Below are 18689 nucleotides of genomic sequence, written 5' to 3'. Positions count from 1 at the left end.
GGTGCTCAGCGCGCGTCGAGTACCCCGCGCAGCAGGTCGATCAGCGCGAGGGGCTGGTCGCTCTGCACGGAATGCCCCGAGTTCTCGACGACGTGCGCGGCGCGGAAATCGCTTGCGCGCCGGGCGAGTTCGTCGGCGTCCTCGTCGGTGACGAAGCCCGACGAGCCACCGCGGATGAGTGTGATGGGCGCGGTCAGCCTGTCCACGTCGTCCCACAGTCCGGCGAAGTCCGGGAATTTGCGGATGGCGTCGTAGCGCCATGTCCAGTTGCCGTTGTCCAGCCGGCGGGAATTGTGAAAGACCCCGCGGCGCAGTGCCTTCGGCTCGCGGTGGGGCGCGGCGGCGATGGTGAGGTCCACCATGGCCTGGAAGCTGGGGAACTCCCGCTCGCCGTGCATCAGCGCCACGGTGCCCTGCTGGTCCTTGGTCAGCTCGGAATGCCGTTGCAGCGCCGAGGGGGTGACGTCGATGAGGACGAGTTCGCGCACCAGCTCTGGGGCCACGGCGGCCAGCCGGATGGCGGTCAACCCGCCCAGGGACATGCCCACGACGAGGTCGGCGTCGGGCGCCAGGTCGCGCAGTGCGGGCGCCAGCGCGTCGGCGTTGTGGTGGGGCGAGTAGTCACCGTCTTCGCGCCAGCCAGAATGTCCGTGGCCGGGCAGGTCTACGGCCAGCGCGGGCTGACCGAGGCCCACGAGGACGGTGTCCCAGGTATGGGCGTTCTGGCCGCCGCCGTGGAAGAACACGATCCGCGGGGCGGTGCGGCCCCAGCGCAGGGCGCTGATCGCGGCCTCCCCGGCGCCCCGGTCCACCCGCTCGACGTCCGGCAGGGGTCCCGCGACGCCGGCCTGCTCGGCGTTCTCGGATAACAGCGCGAATTCCGATAGTTCGGTCAGGCCGTCCTCAGATATCTCGGTCACGATCTTCGACACTAGAACACCCCTACAAGACGTAGCGACGCCGAATGCACTGGAACCGCTCCCACATCGCGGCGGTGCGCTCTTCGGGGCTGACCGTGGCGGTGTCGGGGGGCAGTACCCCGGGCAGGTCGTCATGCTTGACGACTCTCGTGTTCAGGACGGCGGGCTCGCCTTCGAGCATGTGCCGGTAGGTCAGGTTCCCGCGGGTGAAGCCCTGGGTGTCGAGCCAGTTGTGCACGTTCGGATCACGGTGCGCCATGACGAGCCGCACCCGCCCGTCGCGGTCGGTCTTGGTGCGGCTCGGCGTGTAGCTCACCGGGCGGTACAGGTAGTCCATGCTGTTGAAGAAGATGCCCATGTTGGTGAACATCCACAGCCCGTCGTGGGCGTCGAACTCCACGATCAACGCCTCGTCGGGCCGCAGTTCCCAGTACATGTTGGCCGCGGCGCGGCCGCGCTTGCCGTCGGCGTCGGTCGCGGCGGCGCTCGGGAAGGTGTTCGGGTGGTCGGCGTCGACGCCCCCGTAGGTGAACGGGAACTCGGGCCAGTCCGACATCAGACCGGTGACGAAGTCGCCGGCCCAGCCCATCGCCTCGACCATGGCGGCAGGGGTGGGAAGAGGCTTGGGGGAGGCCATGTCGGTTCGCTCGATCCGCATTTGCGCGGGCACTTCGTCCCACCGGTCAAACCCCTGGCGGATGAACAACTTGCGTGACTCGGCGGTGGTGGGCAGCCAGTTGGGGCCGCGTTCGGGGCCGCCGATGTAGATTTCGAACGTCCCGTCGTCGTCGTCGACGAGTTGGTGTCCGAGCAGGTTGGCCTGCGGTGTGTCACCGAACGGCTCGTGCAGCACACCGGGGCCGGGGACGCGGGCGCCCTGGACGGTGACGTTGAAGAATCGGGCGCTGCCGCGGTTGCCGGTCAGCCGGTAGGTCGACTGCCCGTCGATCCACGCCTGCTGGTAGGTGAAGTCGGCGCAGTCTCCACCGAGCTTGCGGGTGGGCCCGCAGAAGGTGTGCAGTGCCGGGTAGCGGGTGGCGCGGGTCTCCAGCGCCAAATCGAAGGCCTGGCCGAGGTTTTGGGTGAGGAAGCGGAAAGCGTCGGCGCGCTGCACGCCCGATGCGGCGTTGGCCTCCTTGAAGACCTGTTCGCCGGCTCGCCGCAGCTGCTCGCAAAATTCGTTCCACGCCGATTGCAGGCCCGCGTCGTCGGTGCCGTCGCCGAAAGCCATTGTCATACGCCCAGTCTGGTCAGCATTGCCCCGACGGCGTCACACGCGCGCCGGGCGGATTGCAGGCGGCCCTCGGCGTCGATCCGGGGACCGATGAGTTCGAGGTCGAAGCCGTGCGCGTAGCCGCCGGCGAGGGCCTGCGTGACGAACGCCTCGACCGGGATGACGCCGTCGCCGGGCACCGCGCGGCCCGGCAGGGCCCGGTCGCCGAGGACGTAGTCGCTCAACTGGATGAGCGCGGTGCGGGGCAGGGCGCGTTGCACCATCGACTCGAAATCGCCTTCGGCCCAGCAGTGGAACACGTCGATGCAGACGTCCAGCCCGCACATCTCGGCCAGGGTTACGGTGTCGCGCAGCGTGTGGGCGAGGTGCATGTCGGCGTAGAGGCTGGACGCGTTCTCGACCGCCAGCGCCACCCCCGTCTGCCGGGCCCGCTCCACGCAGGGGGTGACCATGGCGCGGAATCGGTCGGCGGCGCTCTCCCAGCTCATGTCGCCGCGGCCGCCGGTGAGCAGGTAGACGGTGCGCGCGCCTACGCCGGCCGCGCCGTCGATCACGCGGCACAGCGCGTCGCGCGCGGCGCGGGGGTCGGTGGACAACCGGCCGTCGGCGAACAGGTGGTAGACCGCTTCTACGGTGTAGCCGCTGCGCCCCAAGAACGTCGGGAACTCGGGGTCGAGGAGCTGACTGTCCAGGATGCTCAGCCGCGATACGCCGAGCGCCGCCCAGTGTTCCCGCAGCGCGGCCGGCGAGTCGCCGTAGAAGGTGACGTTGTGCACCGACAACCGGTTGTGAGCCACGTCAGCCCCGATTTTCGATCGGGACATCGAATCGCTCACGGAACGGCCGGAATTCGGCGTGCAGGGCGTCGAGGTCTTCGCCGATGTCGATCAGCAGTTGGGTGGAATAGTGGAACTTGCCGTAGCGGTCGCCGCGGTTGTCGGCGAGGTAGGCGCGCATGGCCGACTCGGCCTCCGGCGTGACCGAGCGGCCGGCGAACGTGTAGTAGCGCCGCACCGTCGCCACCTGGTCGGCGATGAAGTCGGTGTAGCGGACGTGCAGGATGCGTGGGTCGTCGACCAGGGGATTGCTCATGGTGTTGGCGACGCCGGCACGCGTGAGCTCCAAATGCATCTTCGCCAAGGCGTGGAGGTCGACGGGACCGACCATGCCTTCGGCGATGTCGGCCATCATCATGGTGCGCGACGCGGCGACCTGCACCGGGTCGCGGTGCAGCCAGACCAGCGAGGCGTCGGGGTAGGCGTCGAACATCTCCTTGAGCCGGAAGCCGTGAAACCCCTTCAGCGCCCAGTACTTTCGCGGCCGGTTGTACTGCAACTGCTGCAGCATGGCCTTGTGCAGCCGGTATTGCGCGGCCGCGTCGGTCGCCAGGCCGCCGACCAGCGACTGCATCGGCACCCGCCACCAGGCCGTCGGCGTCATGACCCGGAAGTCGAACGCCCAGGTGCGTTCGTCCTCGGGCAGCCCCTCGCCGAGCATGTCGTTGTAGGGGTGGCTGTGCAGCCACTTGGGCATCTTGGCGTTGATCTCGCGCCAGTCCGCGTCGGCCCGCTCACGCCGGTCGTCGTCGGGCGTGGCGAGGCCCGGCGGCGGCGAGGGATACATCACCTCCCAGAAGCGCAGCGCCCGCGCGTGCGGATCCACCGACATCAGCGCGTGCATGAGCGTTGTGCCCGAACGGGGTTCGCCGGTGACGAACATCGGCGCGTCGACGACTTCGTCGCCGATCGGATACCGGCTGCGGTCCTCGATGAACTCCAGGCGCGAGGTCAAAAGCCACCGGCACACCCGCGCGGCCTGCTCGTTGCCGTCGCTGTCCATGCCCAGGCCGTTGAGGTGCTCGACGGCGACGGCGAACCGCTGCGGAAAGGTGGGATCGCCGTAGTCGCGCAGCCCGGTCTCGGTCTCGGCGGCGCGCAGCAACTCGGCCGCGTCCAGCTGTGCGCTCACGCCGGCTCCCCGCAGAGCCGCAGCAATTCGTCTTCGGCCGCACGCACATTCGTCGCCGACGCGGCGGCGTAGTCCAGTCCCGCCATCGCGCCGTAATCGAGGATCTTGGGCACGCGCAAGCCCGCGTCGACATAGGTCTTGATGATCTTGGCGACCTCTGTCGGGGTCCCGTGCGGCACGACGGCCAGCAGCATGTCGGGGCGCACGTCGTCCAGGAACGCGATGATGCGTTCGCGGGTGAGCACCGCGGGGTCGATGTCCTGGAACCCGCGCCACCCGTCGCCCATGGGATGCTCAAAACCCAAGCCGCGCAACGTCTCCGCCGACACCTGCAGCAAAAACGCCTTGACCAGCGGCGCCTGCAGGACCTCGGCCAGGGCGTCGTCGTCCTTGCCGAGCAGGCACACCTGGATGAAACACGGTGTGATCGCCAGCGGATCCCGGGCGGCGCGCTCGGCCGAAGCCCTTACGGCGGACAGCATCTCGGCGTAGTGCTCCGGGGACCAGGCCCCGGCGGGCCACCACCCGTCGGCGTGGCGGCCGGCGACGTCGAGCATCCGCGGGCCGCTGGCGCCGATCCAGATTCGCGGCGGGGTTCCCGCGTACGGCTCGGTGTCCAGGCGGGCGTGGTGCAGCGTGTAGAACCGCCCCTCGAAGTCGACGGGTCCGTCGCTTTCCCAGAGCAGCCGGATCACCGCCAGGGCTTCCTCGAATCGGCTGACCGGCCGGGCGAAGTCGAACCCGTAGGGCAGGGTGTTCTCGCTTTCGCCGCTGCCCAGGCCGAGGATGAACCGCCCCTTGGCCAGGTGGCCGATGGTCAGCGCGGTCTGCGCGAGCATGCAGGGATGCCGCCGCACGGTGTCGACGACGGCGCTGACGAGCGGCACCCGCTCGGTGAGGACGGCCGCGGCCGCGGCGACCGCCAGCCCGTCGAGGTGGCGATGCGGCGACGGGGATGCGGTGGCGAGGTCGGTGAACTCGGGAGTCCAGATCGAGTCCGGCCAGAAGCTGACCATGTGATCCGGCAGCCAGATCGAGTGATAGCGCCCGCCGTCGAGTTCTGCCAGCTGCGACAAGTCGAGGGGCAGGGTCGTGCGGAGGAACGCGGCGGGCTGAACTCTCATCAGCTAGCTATGCTAAGCACCTGCACAGCGTTCTGTCGATGAGTTGGCTTCCGCGGGCCGAGAACGGTTAGCCCGAGATGATGAACTCTTCGAGCTGGGTGCGCGCGACGTCGTCGGGCAGCTGCTTCGGCGGGCTCTTCATCAGGTAGGCCGACGCGGGGACGACCGGTCCGCCGATGCCGCGGTCCTTGGCGATCTTCGCGGCGCGCACCGCGTCGATGATGACGCCGGCGGAGTTCGGCGAGTCCCACACCTCGAGCTTGTACTCCAGGTTCAGCGGCACGTCACCGAAGGCGCGGCCCTCCAGCCGGACGTAGGCCCACTTGCGGTCGTCGAGCCAGCCGACGTGGTCGGACGGGCCGATGTGGACGTCTTTGGTCTTGAACTCGCGCTGCAGGTTGGAGGTGACGGCCTGGGTCTTGGAGATCTTCTTCGACTCCAGCCGCTCCCGCTCGAGCATGTTGAGGAAGTCCATGTTGCCGCCGACGTTGAGCTGCATGGTGCGGTCGAGCTGCACGCCGCGGTCCTCGAAGAGCTTCGCCATCACGCGGTGGGTGATGGTGGCGCCGACCTGGCTCTTGATGTCGTCGCCGACGATCGGCACGCCCGCGTCGGCGAACTTCTTGGCCCACACCGGGTCCGAGGCGATGAACACCGGCAGCGCGTTGACGAACGCCACGCCCGCGTCGATCGCGCACTGGGCGTAGAACTTGTCGGCCTCCTCCGAGCCCACCGGCAGGTAGGACACCAGCACGTCGACGTTGTTCTCCCGGAGGACTTTCACCACGTCGACCGGCTCGGCGTCGGACACCTCGATGGTGTCGGCATAGTACTTGCCGATGCCGTCGAGCGTCGGGCCGCGCTGCACGGTCACGTTGGTGGGCGGCACGTCGGCGATCTTGATGGTGTTGTTCTCCGACGCGAAGATCGCCTCCGACAGGTCGAACCCGACCTTCTTGGCGTCCACGTCGAACGCGGCCACGAACTTCACGTCGCGAACGTGGTACTGGCCGAACTTCACGTGCATCAGGCCGGGCACCGTGCTGTTCTCGTCGGCGTCGTAGTAATACTGAACGCCCTGAACCAAGGAGGACGCGCAGTTACCGACGCCGACAATCGCGACTCGTACCTCGGACTGCGCCGCTTCCGCCTGCGGCGGCTGCTGCTCACTCATAGGGCGTTCTCCTAACTCCATAACTTTGTCGGCTGTTCGGATTCGTGCAGGGGATTTAGGTCTGCTCGGTGAGGCCGGGCATCGCGCGCTCCGCGGCGATGAGCTCGTTGAGCCACTTGACCTCGCGCTCGCTGGACTCGAGCCCGAGCTGATGCAGTTGGCGGGTGTAACGGTCGAACGAGCTGCTGGCCCGCGTCACCGCCTCGCGAAGGCCTTCGCGGCGCTCCTCGACCTGACGGCGGCGGCCTTCCAGGATGCGCATCCGCGCCTCGGCCGGCGTGCGGTTGAAGAACGCCAGGTGGACGCCGAACCCGTCGTCGGTGTAGTTGTGCGGGCCGGTGTCGGCGACCAGCTCACCGAAGCGCCGGCGGCCGGCGTCGGTCAGTTGGTAAACCCGCCGGGCCCGCCGCACGGGGGTGCCCGCCGGCGCGGCGTTTTCGGCGAGCAACCCTTCGGCCTGCATCCGGCGCAGGGCCGGGTACAGCGACCCGTACGAAAACGCCCGGAACGCACCCAGCAGGCCGGTCAACCGTTTGCGCAGTTCGTAGCCGTGCATGGGCGATTCGATCAGGAGGCCCAGGATGGCGAGCTCCAGCAATCGATACACCCCCTTGAACTGGCTGGCCACGGCTGCGGATTTGCAGATTAGCGGTTCGACGTCTCGCGTCATCGTATCGTTTCGATATATTCGTCACAACACTACCCGGCGTTGGTGCGCTGTTCGTCACCGCCGCTGCCTGTGAAAACGGGTGCCCAACCAGGCGCTACGGCAGATTGATCCGCTTGATGGTGCCGTCGCCGGCGAAGAGGATGTAGCCGCCACCGTAGTCGCTCGACACATACACCGACAGCGACAGCGCCCCCGGGGCGGTGGGATCGGTCGCGGGATCGATCACCAGGTACATGCCTTTGACCTCGGACGGCTTCATATGCAGGGTCTCGGGGGCGCCGCGCATGATGCCGACGGCGGTCGCGATGTCGAATTTGCCGAGGTCGACCGCGGCGGCGCCGTCGGCGGAGCTCTTGGCCGAACTCGTCGGGTCGTCCCAGCCGCCGCGGTAGGTGTAGGCCAGCACGCGGCGGTCGTCGGACGAGTCGGGCCGGTCGAGCACGGCATAGGCCGGGTAGATCACCAACCGGAATCCGACGGTGTCGCCGAACCTTTTGCGGGTCTGCTCCATCAGCCCGCTGAGCCCGCCGAGCGAATGCAGTTGGGTCGGTGGGGTCAGCACCACCGGGGCGACGCCGTCGGGCTTGGCTCCGGGGTCGGTGGTGAAATCCAGCGGCGAGCGGGTGTTGCCGTAGAGCCCCCAGCCGATACCGACGCCCAGGAGCACCGCCACGAGCAAAGCGGCGACCCTGCCGCGCCACCCGCCCAACTTCGGCAGCCTCGCCGCCCGGGCGGTCGTCGGCAGCGGCGCGAGTTCAGTCTGCAGGTCGTCCACCAACGCCTGCAGATCGCCGAGGGTGACCGCGTTGGTGGCGGCGCTGACGCGTTCCCGGTGTTCTTGCTCGGAGAGCTCACCATCGCTGAGCGCGCCGTCGAGAATCCCGCAGGTGTTTTGGCGGTCGCTGTCCTTGGCGCGGGTCGTTGTCGTCGCCCCGACGCGGCCCCCGATCCGGTGCGGTGTCCCGAGGAATTTCGCCACGCCGATGATCGTAGGGGCGGGCGCGCTCTCGGGCGCGGCGGTTGACGGGTGATCGCCGCGGGGCGCGCCCGCAACGGCCTCGGTTGCGTGTCGTGGATGCCGACAGCCACGTACTCTGGTCAGCGTGCGACTGCAGCGACAAGTGGTGGACTACGCGCTCCGGCGGCGCTCCCTGCTTTCCGAGGTGTACTCGGGCCGCACCGGGGTGTCCGAGGTGTGCGACGCCAACCCGTATCTGCTGCGCGCCGCGAAGTTTCATGGCAAACAGAGCCAGGTGATGTGCCCGATCTGCCGCAAGGAGCAGCTGACCCTGGTGTCGTGGGTGTTCGGCGACCGTCTGGGCGCGGTGTCGGGCTCGGCGCGCACCGCCGAAGAGCTGGTGCTGCTGGCGACCCGCTTCGAGGAATTCTCCGTCCACGTGGTGGAGGTGTGCCGGACCTGCAGCTGGAACCACCTCGTGAAGTCGTACGTGATGGGTGCGGTGCGCACGGCGCCGCCGCCGCGGGGCAGGCGTACGACGACGCGGGACGGCGCCCGCACGGCCATTGAGTAACGAAGGGCGCCACGACCAGTCGCCCGCCGACCTCAACGAATCAGCGACTGAGCGCGTGGGCAAGCACAGCAGCGCCGACCGGCCGGACGACCCCGCCCGCCCGGGCGGCCGCGACGCGCCGGGAGGCCCCGGCCACCGTCGTCCCGTTCCCCCCGACGACCGGATGACGACGATCCTGCCGCCTGTCGTCGACGACCGCGCGCCGCGGCGGCCCGATCCCATTGACGAGGTCAAGGCCGCATTGGACGCGCCCCCGCAACGGGACGCGCTCGACGAGGTCAAAGCGGCCCTGGAGGCACGCGCGGACCGCGCGGGCCGCGCGGGGCCGGCGACTTCAGCGTCCTCGCGCGGCGACGGGCCGATGCACGGCCGCCGGCCACCCGACGGTCCCCCGCCCCCGCCGCCGCCGCGCGGGCCAGGCGGACCGGGCGACCGAGGACCCCGGCCGGGGGCCGACTGGAGCTGGACCCAGCAGATCAACTGGCTGTGGGTGCGTCGCGCCGCGTACCTCACCGCGGCGGCGCTGGTGCTGTTGCCGATCGTCACGTTCGCCATGGCGTACTTCATCGTCGACGTCCCCAAACCGGGCAACATCCGCACCAACCAGGTGTCGACGATCCTGGCCGGCGACGGTTCGGAGATCGCCAAAATCGTTCCGCCCGAAGGTAATCGGGTCGACGTCAACATCAACCAGGTGCCGGTGCACGTGCGCCAGGCGGTGATCGCCGCGGAAGACCGCAATTTCTATTCCAACCCGGGCTTCTCGTTCAGCGGCTTCGCCCGCGCGGTGAACAACAACCTCTTCGGCGGCGGCGACCTGCAGGGCGGGTCGACGATCACCCAGCAGTACGTGAAGAACGCGCTCGTCGGTTCGGCGCAACACGGGTTCAGCGGTCTGATGCGCAAAGCCAAGGAATTGGTCATCGCCACCAAGATGTCGGGGGAGTGGTCCAAAGACGATGTCCTGCAGGCCTATCTGAACATCATCTACTTCGGCCGGGGCGCCTACGGGATCTCGGCCGCCGCCAAGGCGTATTTCGACAAGCCGGTCGAGCAACTGACGGTGTCGGAGGGCGCGCTGTTGGCGGCGCTGATCCGGCGCCCGTCCACCCTGGACCCGGCCGTCGATCCCAAGGGCGCCGCGGAGCGGTGGAACTGGGTGCTCGACGGCATGGTCGAAACCAAGGCGCTGTCACCGAGCGACCGTGCCGCACAGGTGTTTCCGGTGACCGTGCCGCCCGATCAGGCCCGCGCCCAGAACCAGACGACCGGCCCCGACGGATTGATCGAGCGCCAGGTGACCAAAGAGCTCATGGACCTGTTCAACATCGACGAGCAGACGCTGAACACCCAGGGACTGCAGGTCACCACGACGATCGACCCGAAGGCCCAGCGGGCCGCCGAGAAGGCGGTGTCGAAATACCTCGACGGGCAGGACCCCGACATGCGCTCCGCCGTGGTGTCGATCGACCCGCACACCGGCGCCATCCGCGCCTACTACGGCGGCGCCGACGCCAACGGTTTCGACTTCGCCCAGGCCGGCCTGCAGACCGGGTCGTCGTTCAAGGTGTTCGCTCTTGTCGCGGCGCTGCAGCAGGGCATCGGCCTGGGCTACCAGGTGGACAGTTCCCCGCTCACCGTCGACGGCATCAAGATCACCAACGTCGACGGCGAGAGCTGCGGGACCTGCAACATCGCCGAGGCGCTCAAGCTGTCGCTCAACACCGCCTACTACCGGCTGATGCTCAAGCTGAAGGGCGGGCCGCAGGCCGTGGCGGACGCCGCGCACCAGGCCGGCGTCGCGACCAGCTTCCCCGGCGTCGCGCACACGCTGTCGGAGGACGGCAAGGGCGGGCCGCCCAACAACGGGATTGTGCTGGGCCAGTACCAAACCCGGCCGGTCGACATGGCCTCGGCGTACGCCACGCTGGCCGCGTCCGGCGTGTACCACCGGCCGCACCTGGTGCAGCGGGTCGTCAACGCCGAAGGCCAGGTGCTCTTCGATGCGGGCGATAAAGACAACAACGGCGAGCAGCGCCTCGACAAGGGTGTGGCCGATAACGTCAGCGCCGCGATGCAGCCGATCGCCGGCTACTCCCGGGGCCACAACCTGGCGGGTGGCCGCCCCTCGGCGGCCAAGACCGGCACCGCGCAGTTGGGTGACACCAAGGCCAACAAGGACGCCTGGATGGTCGGATACACGCCGTCGCTGTCGACGGCCGTGTGGGTGGGCACCGCGCAAGACAACAAGCCGTTGGTAACCGCCTCGGGCGCCGAGGTTTACGGGTCCGGGCTGCCATCGGACATCTGGAAGTCGACCATGGACGGCGCGCTGAAGGGCACCTCCAACGAGAGCTTCCCCAAGCCCAGCGAGATCGGCGGCTACGCCGGCGTGCCCGCCCCCCCGCCGCCGCCCGCCCCGTCGGTGACCGTGATCCAGCCCACCATCGAGGTGGCGCCGGGCATCACCATTCCCGTCGGTCCGCCCACCACGGTCACCAATGCGCCGCCGGCGCCCGGCGGCCTGCAACCGGGCGGCGGCCTACCGGGCGGCACCGAGCCGGGCGCGCCGCAGCCACCAGGTGTGCCGCCGGGCGGCCCGCAAGCTCCCGCACCTCCGCCGTGAGTGGCGCCGGGCAGCAGAGCGCCATCATCTCGCCGATCTCACCGCGGCCCCTGGCGCTCGATCGGCGCAGCGCCGACAACCGCGATTGCCCGAGCCGCACAGACACTTTGGGTGCCGCGCTGACGGATGTCGCCGGGGGGCCGGTGGGCCGGCACGCGCTCATCGGCCGGGCCCGGGTGATGACGCCGGTGCGGGTCATGTTCGTGGTCGCGCTGGTGTTCCTGGCGCTCGGCTGGTCGACCAAGGCGGCCTGCCTGCAGAGCAGCGGCACCGGCCCCGGCGATCAGCGGGTGGCCAATTGGGAAAACCAGCGCGCCTACTACGAGTTGTGTTACTCCGACACGGTGCCCCTCTACGGCGCGGAATTGTTGAGCCAGGGAAAGTTTCCGTACAAGTCGAGTTGGATCGAGACCGACGCCACGGGAGCCCCGCAGACCCGCTACGACGGGCTGCCCGCGGTGCGATACATGGAGTATCCGGTGCTCACCGGTGTGTATCAGTACGCCTCGATGGCGGTGGCAAAGACGTACACGGCGCTGAGCAAGGTCGCCCCGCTGCCGGTGGTCGCCGAGGTGGTGATGTTTTTCGACGTCGCGGCATTCGGGCTGGCGCTGGCCTGGCTGGCGACGGTCTGGGCGACCGCGGGCCTGTCGGGCCGCCGCATCTGGGACGCGACGCTGGTGGCCGCCTCGCCGGTGGTGATCTTCCAGATCTTCACCAACTTCGATGCGCTGGCAACGGCTTTCGCGATGGGCGGCCTGCTGGCGTGGGCCCGACGCAAGCCGGTGTTGGCCGGGGCGCTGATCGGATTGGGCGCCGCGGCCAAGCTGTATCCGCTGCTGTTTTTGGGCCCGATGTTGGTGCTGGGGGTCCGGACCGGTCGCCTGCGCGCCGTGGCGCGCACCGCGGCGACGGCCGCGGCGACCTGGCTGTTGGTGAATCTTCCGGTGCTGGTGCTCTTCCCGCGCGGCTGGTCCGAATTCTTCCGCCTCAACACCCGCCGCGGCGACGACATGGACTCGCTCTACAACGTGGTGAAGTCGTTCACCGGGTGGCGCGGTTTCGATCCGCGGCTTGGCTTCTGGGAGCCGCCGACGGTGCTGAACGCGGTTGTCGCGGTGGCGTTCATTCTCTGTTGCGCGGCGATCGCCTACGTCGCGCTCACCGCCCCGCGCCGGCCCCGGGTGGCGCAGGTGGTGTTCTTGGTGGTCGCCGCCTTCCTGTTGACCAACAAGGTGTGGAGTCCCCAGTTCTCGCTGTGGCTGGTGCCGCTGGCGGTGCTGGCGTTGCCGCATCGCCGAATCCTGTTGGCCTGGATGACGATTGACGCGCTGGTCTGGGTGCCGCGCATGTATTTCCTGTACGGCAACCCCAACCGCGGGCTGCCGGAGCAGTTCTTCACCACGACGGTGCTACTGCGCGACATCGCGGTCGCGGCGCTGTGCGCGTTGGTAGTGCGGCAGATCTACCGGCCCGAGGAGGACCTGGTGCGCTGGGACGGGCGCGTGGACGATCCGGGGGGCGGCGTATTCGACCGTGCCTCCGATGCCCCGCCCGGTTGGTTGCCCGACCGGCTGCGTCCGCCCGGCCTGCGGCGCCCGGCGACCGTCGCCAGCCAACCGTGACGCTGGTCGCCATCCCACTGTTTCCGCGGTTCACCGCGCTCGACGCCGTGGGCCCTTACGAAGTGCTGCAACGCACCCGCGTCGTCGAACACCCGCCCGGGCGCATCATCACGGCGGCGGGCGTGTCCAGCGGCATCGACATGGCCTCGCGGCTCGTCGAGCTGCTCGTCGATCGGGAGGCCGCGCAGGCCGCCCAGTTACTCATCGAATACGACCCGCAGCCGCCGTTCGACACCGGCGCGCTCGCGAAGGCCGACGCGGCCACTGTGGCCAGAGCCAAGGAATACTCCCAGCGTCGGCAGTGACCGATTTTCACGTGACGCCCAGGTCCGGTACCCTGATGCGGTTGCCGACGCAGGCGACCCTCCTGCCACGGATCGACCGTGGCCGCTCGAGACCAGAGGAGGTGGTGAGGTTTCCATGCGTCCATACGAAATCATGGTCATTCTTGACCCCACGCTCGACGAACGCACCGTCGCTCCGTCCCTGGAGACGTTTCTCAACGTCGTCCGCAAGGACGGCGGTTCCGTCGAGAAGGTCGACATCTGGGGTAAGCGCCGGTTGGCCTACGAGATCGCCAAGCACGCCGAGGGCATCTACGTCGTCGTCGACCTCAAGGCCGAGCCGGCGACGGTGTCCGAGCTCAACCGCCAGCTGAGCCTCAACGAGTCGGTGCTGCGCACCAAGGTGATGCGCACCGACAAGCACTGACTGCCGAGTGTCGTGGGACCTGCGTAGGCTCAGCGAGGACATGCCCATGACGATCCGGCTTCTCGCGGCGGCGAACAGGCAGGAACGAGGAGGAAACTGTGGCTGGTGACACCACTATCACCGTTGTCGGCAACCTGACTGCCGACCCCGAACTGCGGTTCACTCCTTCGGGTGCCGCCGTGGCCAACTTCACCGTGGCGTCCACGCCGCGGATCTATGACCGCCAAAGCGGTGAATGGAAGGACGGCGAGGCCCTCTTCCTGCGGTGCAACATCTGGCGGGAGGCCGCCGAGAACGTCGCGGAAAGCCTCACGCGTGGCGCCCGGGTGGTCGTGACGGGGCGGCTCAAGCAGCGTTCCTTCGAAACCCGTGAGGGCGAGAAGCGCACCGTCGTCGAGGTCGAGGTCGACGAGATCGGCCCCTCGCTGCGGTATGCCACCGCCAAGGTCAACAAGGCCAGCCGCAGCGGCGGTGGGGGCGGCGGCTTCGGCGCAGGCGGCGGCGGTGGCGGTGGCTCTCGCCAGGCGCCGGCCGCGCAGCCGAGCGGCGGGTCCGGGGACGACCCGTGGGGCAGCGCCCCGGCCTCGGGATCCTTCGGCGGCGGCGACGACGAACCACCGTTCTGACGCAACTTCAGACCACTTCAGACCAGTAGTAAACGAAAAGAAAGACAGACATGCCCAAGTCCAACAAGCGGCGCCCGGCTCCGGAAAAGCCGGTCAAGGCGCGCAAATGCGTCTTTTGCGCGAAAAAAGACCAAGCGATCGACTACAAGGACACCGCGTTGCTGCGCACCTATATCAGTGAGCGCGGCAAGATCCGGGCGCGCCGGGTCACCGGCAACTGCGTGCAGCACCAGCGTGACGTCGCGATCGCGGTTAAGAATGCCCGCGAGGTGGCCCTGCTGCCCTTCACCTCCTCGGCGCGCTGACGGCCGCGATCTTTTAGGCCCCAACGGAAAGTATGTAAACGATGAAGCTGATCCTGACGGCTGACGTCGACCACCTCGGGACCGTCGGCGACGCGGTCGAAGTGAAGGACGGGTACGGCCGCAATTTCCTGCTCCCGCGCGGGCTGGCGATCCTGGCCTCGCGCGGCGCGCAGAAACAGGCCGACGAGATTCGGCGGGCCCGCGAAACCAAGATGGTGCGCGACCTCGAGCACGCCAACGAAATCAAGTCGGCGATCGACACGCTGGGCCCCGTCGCGCTGCCGGTGAACGCCGCCGGCGACACCGGCAAGCTGTTCGGCTCGGTGACCGCCGGGGACATCGTGGCGGCCATCAAGAAGGCCGGCGGACCCAACCTCGACAAGCGGGTCGTCCGGCTGCCCAAGGCCCACATCAAGGCGCTCGGTGCCCACCGGGTCTCGGTGCACCTGCACCCGGAGGTCGACGTCGAGGTCGCGCTCGACGTCGTCGCGGGCGGCTAACCACCTAGCGTTCGCTCTCTGCAGGCGGCGGCCGTTCTTGGGCTGCCGCCTGTTTTTCGGGTACTTGCACGCGCCGGCCGCGGTCACCGACGCCGGGCGCGACGGGCGGCTGGCGAACTATTTCGGCGCTCCGGCCGGGCGATGCTCTTAACCGTCCCTTAACGCGGCGAAAATGCGGCCGAAAGCCAACACGCCCGGCGCGGTAACCTCGCGCGACACGCCGGGCGACTTCCTGTCCACACCAACTTCGGCGGGTTGTACTGCTCGTATCAGCAGTGATGCCGCGGTGCCCCGAAGTAATCCACAGGTTCTCCACATCCGCTTTAACACACGTGTCGAAGGATATGCACACACGATGCACAGTGTTATGAACAGCGCCCCCTTTAAGTACTTGCCAGCAACGTTTACCGTCGTCCCGGCGCGATGGGAAATGGGCGCGACGGGTGGCGAGGTGTCGGTACCTTGACCTACCCTCCGATTAGCGGTTATCGAATGTATGTTCGGAAGCTCGTGTCCGGGCGTCCGTGACAGGGGAGGAGGGAGTCCATGGCGGTCGTCGATGACCTCGCGCCGGGCATGGGCTCCGCGCCGCCCAACGAAGAGTTCGGTCGCCAGCCCCCGCAGGATCTCGCCGCCGAGCAGTCGGTGCTGGGCGGGATGCTGCTGAGCAAGGACGCGATCGCCGACGTGCTGGAGCGGCTGCGGCCCGGCGACTTCTATCGCCCGGCGCATCAGAACGTCTACGACGCGATCCTGGACCTGTACGGGCGCGGCGAGCCGGCCGACGCCGTGACGGTGGCCGCGGAACTCGACCGCCGCGGGCTGCTGCGCCGCATCGGCGGGGCGCCGTATCTGCACACCCTGATCTCGACGGTGCCGACCGCCGCCAACGCCGGCTACTACGCGGGCATCGTCGCCGAGAAGGCGCTGCTGCGCCGGCTGGTGGAGGCCGGGACCCGGGTCGTGCAATACGGCTACGCGGGCGCCGAGGGCGCCGACGTGGCCGAGATCGTCGACCGCGCGCAGGCCGAGATCTATGACGTCGCCGACCGTCGGCTCTCCGAGGACTTCGTACCGCTCGAGGATCTGCTGCAGCCGACGATGGACGAGATCGACGCCATCGCGTCCAGCGGCGGTGTGTCGCGCGGGGTGCTGACCGGGTTCACCGAACTCGACGAAGTCACCAACGGCCTGCACCCGGGACAGATGATCATCGTGGCGGCGCGGCCGGGCGTGGGGAAGGCGCTGGCGTTGGATACGCCGCTGCCCACGCCGGCCGGCTGGACGACGATGGGCGACGTGGCCGTGGGCGACGAGTTGCTCGATGCCGACGGGCTGCCGACGCGGGTGGTTGCCGCGACTGAGGTGATGCTGGGGCGCCCCTGCTACGAGATCGAATTCTCCGACGGCACAACCATTGTCGCCGACGGGTCGCACCAGTGGCCCACCACCCGCGGCATCCGGACCTCGGCTCAGCTGCGCGCCGGATGGGACACCATCGCCGCGGCCGGCGCGACCCCGCGCTACGGCACGCGCAGGACGGCCTTGCTGGCGCCGGTGCTGCAAATCGAGTCAGTACGCCGGATGGACAGCCTCCCGGTGCGCTGCGTCCAGGTCGACAACGGCGCGCACTTGTATCTGGCCGGCCCGGGGATGGTGCCGACGCACAACTCCACGCTGGGGCTGGATTTCATGCGGTCGTGCTCGATCAAGCACCGGTTGGCCAGCGTCATCTTTTCGCTGGAGATGAGCAAGTCCGAGATCGTGATGCGACTGTTGTCCGCGGAGGCGAAGATCAAGCTCGCCGATATGCGTTCGGGCCGGATGAGCGACGACGACTGGACCCGGCTCGCGCGGCGGATGAGCGAAATCAGCGAAGCGCCACTGTATATCGATGACTCGCCCAACCTGACGATGATGGAGATCCGCGCCAAGGCCCGCCGGTTGCGGCAGAAGTCCGACCTGAGGCTGGTCGTCATCGACTACATGCAGCTGATGACGTCGGGCAAGAAGCACGAGTCGCGGCAGGTGGAAGTCTCCGAATTCTCGCGCCATCTCAAGCTTTTGGCGAAAGAGCTCGAGGTGCCGGTGGTCGCGATCAGTCAGCTCAACCGCGGTCCCGAGCAGCGCACCGACAAGAAGCCAATGCTGTCCGACCTTCGCGAGTCGGGATGCCTCACCGCGTCGACGCGGATCCTGCGCGCCGACACGGGTGCCGAGGTGACCTTCGGTGAGCTGATGCGCACAGGCGAGCGCCCCCTGGTGTGGTCGCTGGACGAGCGACTGCGCATGGTCGCCCGGCCGATGACCAACGTGTTCCCCAGTGGGCGCAAAGAGGTGTTCCGGCTGCGGCTGGCTTCGGGCCGCGAGGTCGAGGCCACCGGCAACCATCCCTTCATGAAGCTGGACGGCTGGACTCCGTTGGAGGAGCTCAAGGTTGGCGATCGCATCGCGACCCCGCGGCACGTTCCGGAACCCGTCGAGACCCAACGGATGGCCGACTCTGAGGTTGTTCTGCTTGCCCACATGATCGGCGACGGGTCGTGTGTGAAGCGCCAACCGATCCGCTACGCGTCGGTGGACGAGGCGAGCCTGGCCGCAGTGACGATTTCGGCCGCGCACTTCGGTGTGACCGCGATTCGGGACGACTACCCGGCCGCCCGGGTGACCACGCTGCGGCTACCGGCGCCGGAGCGGCTGGCGCGCGGCCGGCGCAACCCGATCGCGGCCTGGCTCGACGGCCTGGGGCTGTTCGGCAAGCGTAGTTACGAAAAGTTCGTGCCGGAGCCCGTCTTTCGCCTGCCTTACGACCAGGTCGCGTTGTTCCTGCGCCACCTGTGGGCCACCGACGGCTCCGTTCGGTGGGACGCCACGGTGGGACAGGGACGCATCTACTACGCGTCAACCAGCCGGCGCCTCATCGACGACGTGACTCAATTGCTGCTGCGGGTAGGCGTGTATGGGCGGATCAAGCTGGCCCGAAAGCCCGGATACCGCGACTCGTGGCACCTGCACATCTACGGGGCGGAGAACCAGCTCAGGTTCCTCCGGCATGTCGGGGTGCACGGCGCGAAAGCGGCCGCTGTGCAGCAAGTCATCGCTCAGCTGGAAGGGTTGGTGCGCAATCCCAACCTGGACACCGTGCCCGTCGAGGTCTGGGCGCGGGTGCGAAGCATCCTGTCCGCCAAGCAGATAACCCACCGCCAGTTCGCTGCGGCGATGGGCACTCAGTTCTGCGGGTCGACGATGTGGAAGCACTCGCCGAGTCGGTCCAGGCTCCATCGCGCGGCAATGGTGCTCGATGATCCCGACATCCACGCGCTCGCGACGACTGACGTTTATTGGGACACCGTTGTTGAGATCACCAGCCTTGGCGAACAAGACGTGTACGATGGAACCGTAAGTGGCACACACAATTTCGTGGCAAACGGCATTGCAGTTCACAACTCGCTAGAACAGGATGCGGACGTCGTGATTCTGCTGCACCGGCCGGACGCGTTCGAGCGCGACGATCCGCGTGGGGGAGAGGCGGATTTCATTCTCGCCAAACACCGCAACGGCCCGACCAAGACGGTGACCGTCGCGCACCAGCTTCATTTGTCGCGGTTCGCCAACATGGCGCGGTGAATGTAGGCAGTTGTTTAGGGTCTCACACCCCGTGTCGTTTTCTTAGC

General features: G+C 68.3%; 15 protein-coding genes and 2 pseudogenes. 9 read left to right on the top strand and 8 right to left on the bottom strand.

The features are described from left to right. Positions 1 to 5: 5 nt before the first annotated feature. The 8 genes from AC5Y43_RS15630 to AC5Y43_RS15595 form a co-directional block, all read right to left on the bottom strand. Positions 6 to 920 carry an Rv0045c family esterase gene (locus AC5Y43_RS15630; RefSeq protein WP_499973875.1) on the bottom strand — a complete coding sequence of 305 codons (915 nt, stop codon included), beginning with the start codon at positions 918 to 920 and terminating at the stop codon, positions 6 to 8. A gap of 22 nt (positions 921 to 942) precedes the next feature. Next, positions 943 to 2151 (bottom strand): DUF1214 domain-containing protein, encoded by a 1209-nt coding sequence (locus AC5Y43_RS15625; protein ID WP_499974033.1) that lies wholly within the window; start codon positions 2149 to 2151, stop codon positions 943 to 945. A gap of 2 nt (positions 2152 to 2153) precedes the next feature. Then, on the bottom strand, positions 2154 to 2951 hold the full coding sequence (locus AC5Y43_RS15620; protein WP_499973873.1) for a sugar phosphate isomerase/epimerase family protein: 798 nt from the start codon (positions 2949 to 2951) through the stop codon (positions 2154 to 2156). A gap of 1 nt (position 2952) precedes the next feature. Then, the gene (locus AC5Y43_RS15615; RefSeq protein WP_499973872.1) at positions 2953 to 4122 is read right to left on the bottom strand and encodes a sulfotransferase family protein; all 1170 of its coding nucleotides are present in this window, start codon (positions 4120 to 4122) and stop codon (positions 2953 to 2955) included. Continuing rightward, on the bottom strand, positions 4119 to 5246 hold the full coding sequence (locus AC5Y43_RS15610) for an LLM class flavin-dependent oxidoreductase (protein WP_499973870.1): 1128 nt from the start codon (positions 5244 to 5246) through the stop codon (positions 4119 to 4121). Before AC5Y43_RS15610 ends, AC5Y43_RS15615 begins: the two co-directional genes overlap by 4 nt. A gap of 67 nt (positions 5247 to 5313) precedes the next feature. Beyond that, a complete protein-coding gene (locus AC5Y43_RS15605) occupies positions 5314 to 6420 on the bottom strand; it encodes an inositol-3-phosphate synthase (protein ID WP_499973869.1) in 1107 nt (368 codons plus the stop codon). A gap of 55 nt (positions 6421 to 6475) precedes the next feature. Further along, entirely contained in the window at positions 6476 to 7018 is a 543-nt protein-coding gene (locus AC5Y43_RS15600; protein WP_499974031.1) for a PadR family transcriptional regulator, read from the bottom strand. 166 nt (positions 7019 to 7184) lie between these two features. After that, positions 7185 to 8069: a DUF1707 SHOCT-like domain-containing protein gene (locus AC5Y43_RS15595; RefSeq protein WP_499973867.1), complete on the bottom strand. Its 885-nt coding sequence runs from the start codon at positions 8067 to 8069 to the stop codon at positions 7185 to 7187. 124 nt (positions 8070 to 8193) lie between these two features. Between AC5Y43_RS15595 and AC5Y43_RS15590 the strand changes: the two genes are divergently transcribed. The 9 genes and pseudogenes from AC5Y43_RS15590 (at position 8194) to AC5Y43_RS15550 (ending at position 18642) form a co-directional block, all read left to right on the top strand. After that, positions 8194 to 8622, top strand: a complete 429-nt coding sequence (locus tag AC5Y43_RS15590) for a DUF5318 family protein (RefSeq protein ID WP_499973865.1) — start codon at positions 8194 to 8196, stop codon at positions 8620 to 8622. A gap of 163 nt (positions 8623 to 8785) precedes the next feature. Further along, the gene (locus AC5Y43_RS15585) at positions 8786 to 11248 is read left to right on the top strand and encodes a transglycosylase domain-containing protein (protein ID WP_499974030.1); all 2463 of its coding nucleotides are present in this window, start codon (positions 8786 to 8788) and stop codon (positions 11246 to 11248) included. Beyond that, positions 11245 to 12913: pseudogene (locus tag AC5Y43_RS15580) on the top strand (glycosyltransferase family 87 protein); the annotation flags it as partial. The gene AC5Y43_RS15585 and the pseudogene AC5Y43_RS15580, both read left to right, overlap by 4 nt. Positions 12914 to 12950: 37 nt before the next feature. After that, positions 12951 to 13178: pseudogene (locus tag AC5Y43_RS15575) on the top strand (DJ-1/PfpI family protein); the annotation flags it as partial. A gap of 115 nt (positions 13179 to 13293) precedes the next feature. After that, entirely contained in the window at positions 13294 to 13584 is a 291-nt protein-coding gene (gene rpsF / locus AC5Y43_RS15570; RefSeq protein ID WP_499973864.1) for a 30S ribosomal protein S6, read from the top strand. Between the two features lie 98 nt (positions 13585 to 13682). Continuing rightward, positions 13683 to 14210: a single-stranded DNA-binding protein gene (locus tag AC5Y43_RS15565; protein WP_499973863.1), complete on the top strand. Its 528-nt coding sequence runs from the start codon at positions 13683 to 13685 to the stop codon at positions 14208 to 14210. Positions 14211 to 14260: 50 nt separating this feature from the next. Then, complete coding sequence (gene rpsR, locus AC5Y43_RS15560; RefSeq protein WP_499973862.1) at positions 14261 to 14515, top strand: 30S ribosomal protein S18; 255 nt, start codon at positions 14261 to 14263, stop codon at positions 14513 to 14515. A gap of 41 nt (positions 14516 to 14556) precedes the next feature. Then, on the top strand, positions 14557 to 15015 hold the full coding sequence (gene rplI / locus AC5Y43_RS15555) for a 50S ribosomal protein L9 (RefSeq protein WP_499973860.1): 459 nt from the start codon (positions 14557 to 14559) through the stop codon (positions 15013 to 15015). Positions 15016 to 15561: 546 nt separating this feature from the next. Further along, entirely contained in the window at positions 15562 to 18642 is a 3081-nt protein-coding gene (locus tag AC5Y43_RS15550) for a replicative DNA helicase (RefSeq protein ID WP_499973859.1), read from the top strand. Positions 18643 to 18689: the final 47 nt, after the last annotated feature.

It is taken from the genome of Mycobacterium sp. NGS57 (assembly GCF_059812405.1).
This window is presented reverse-complemented; position numbering and strand designations above follow the sequence as displayed.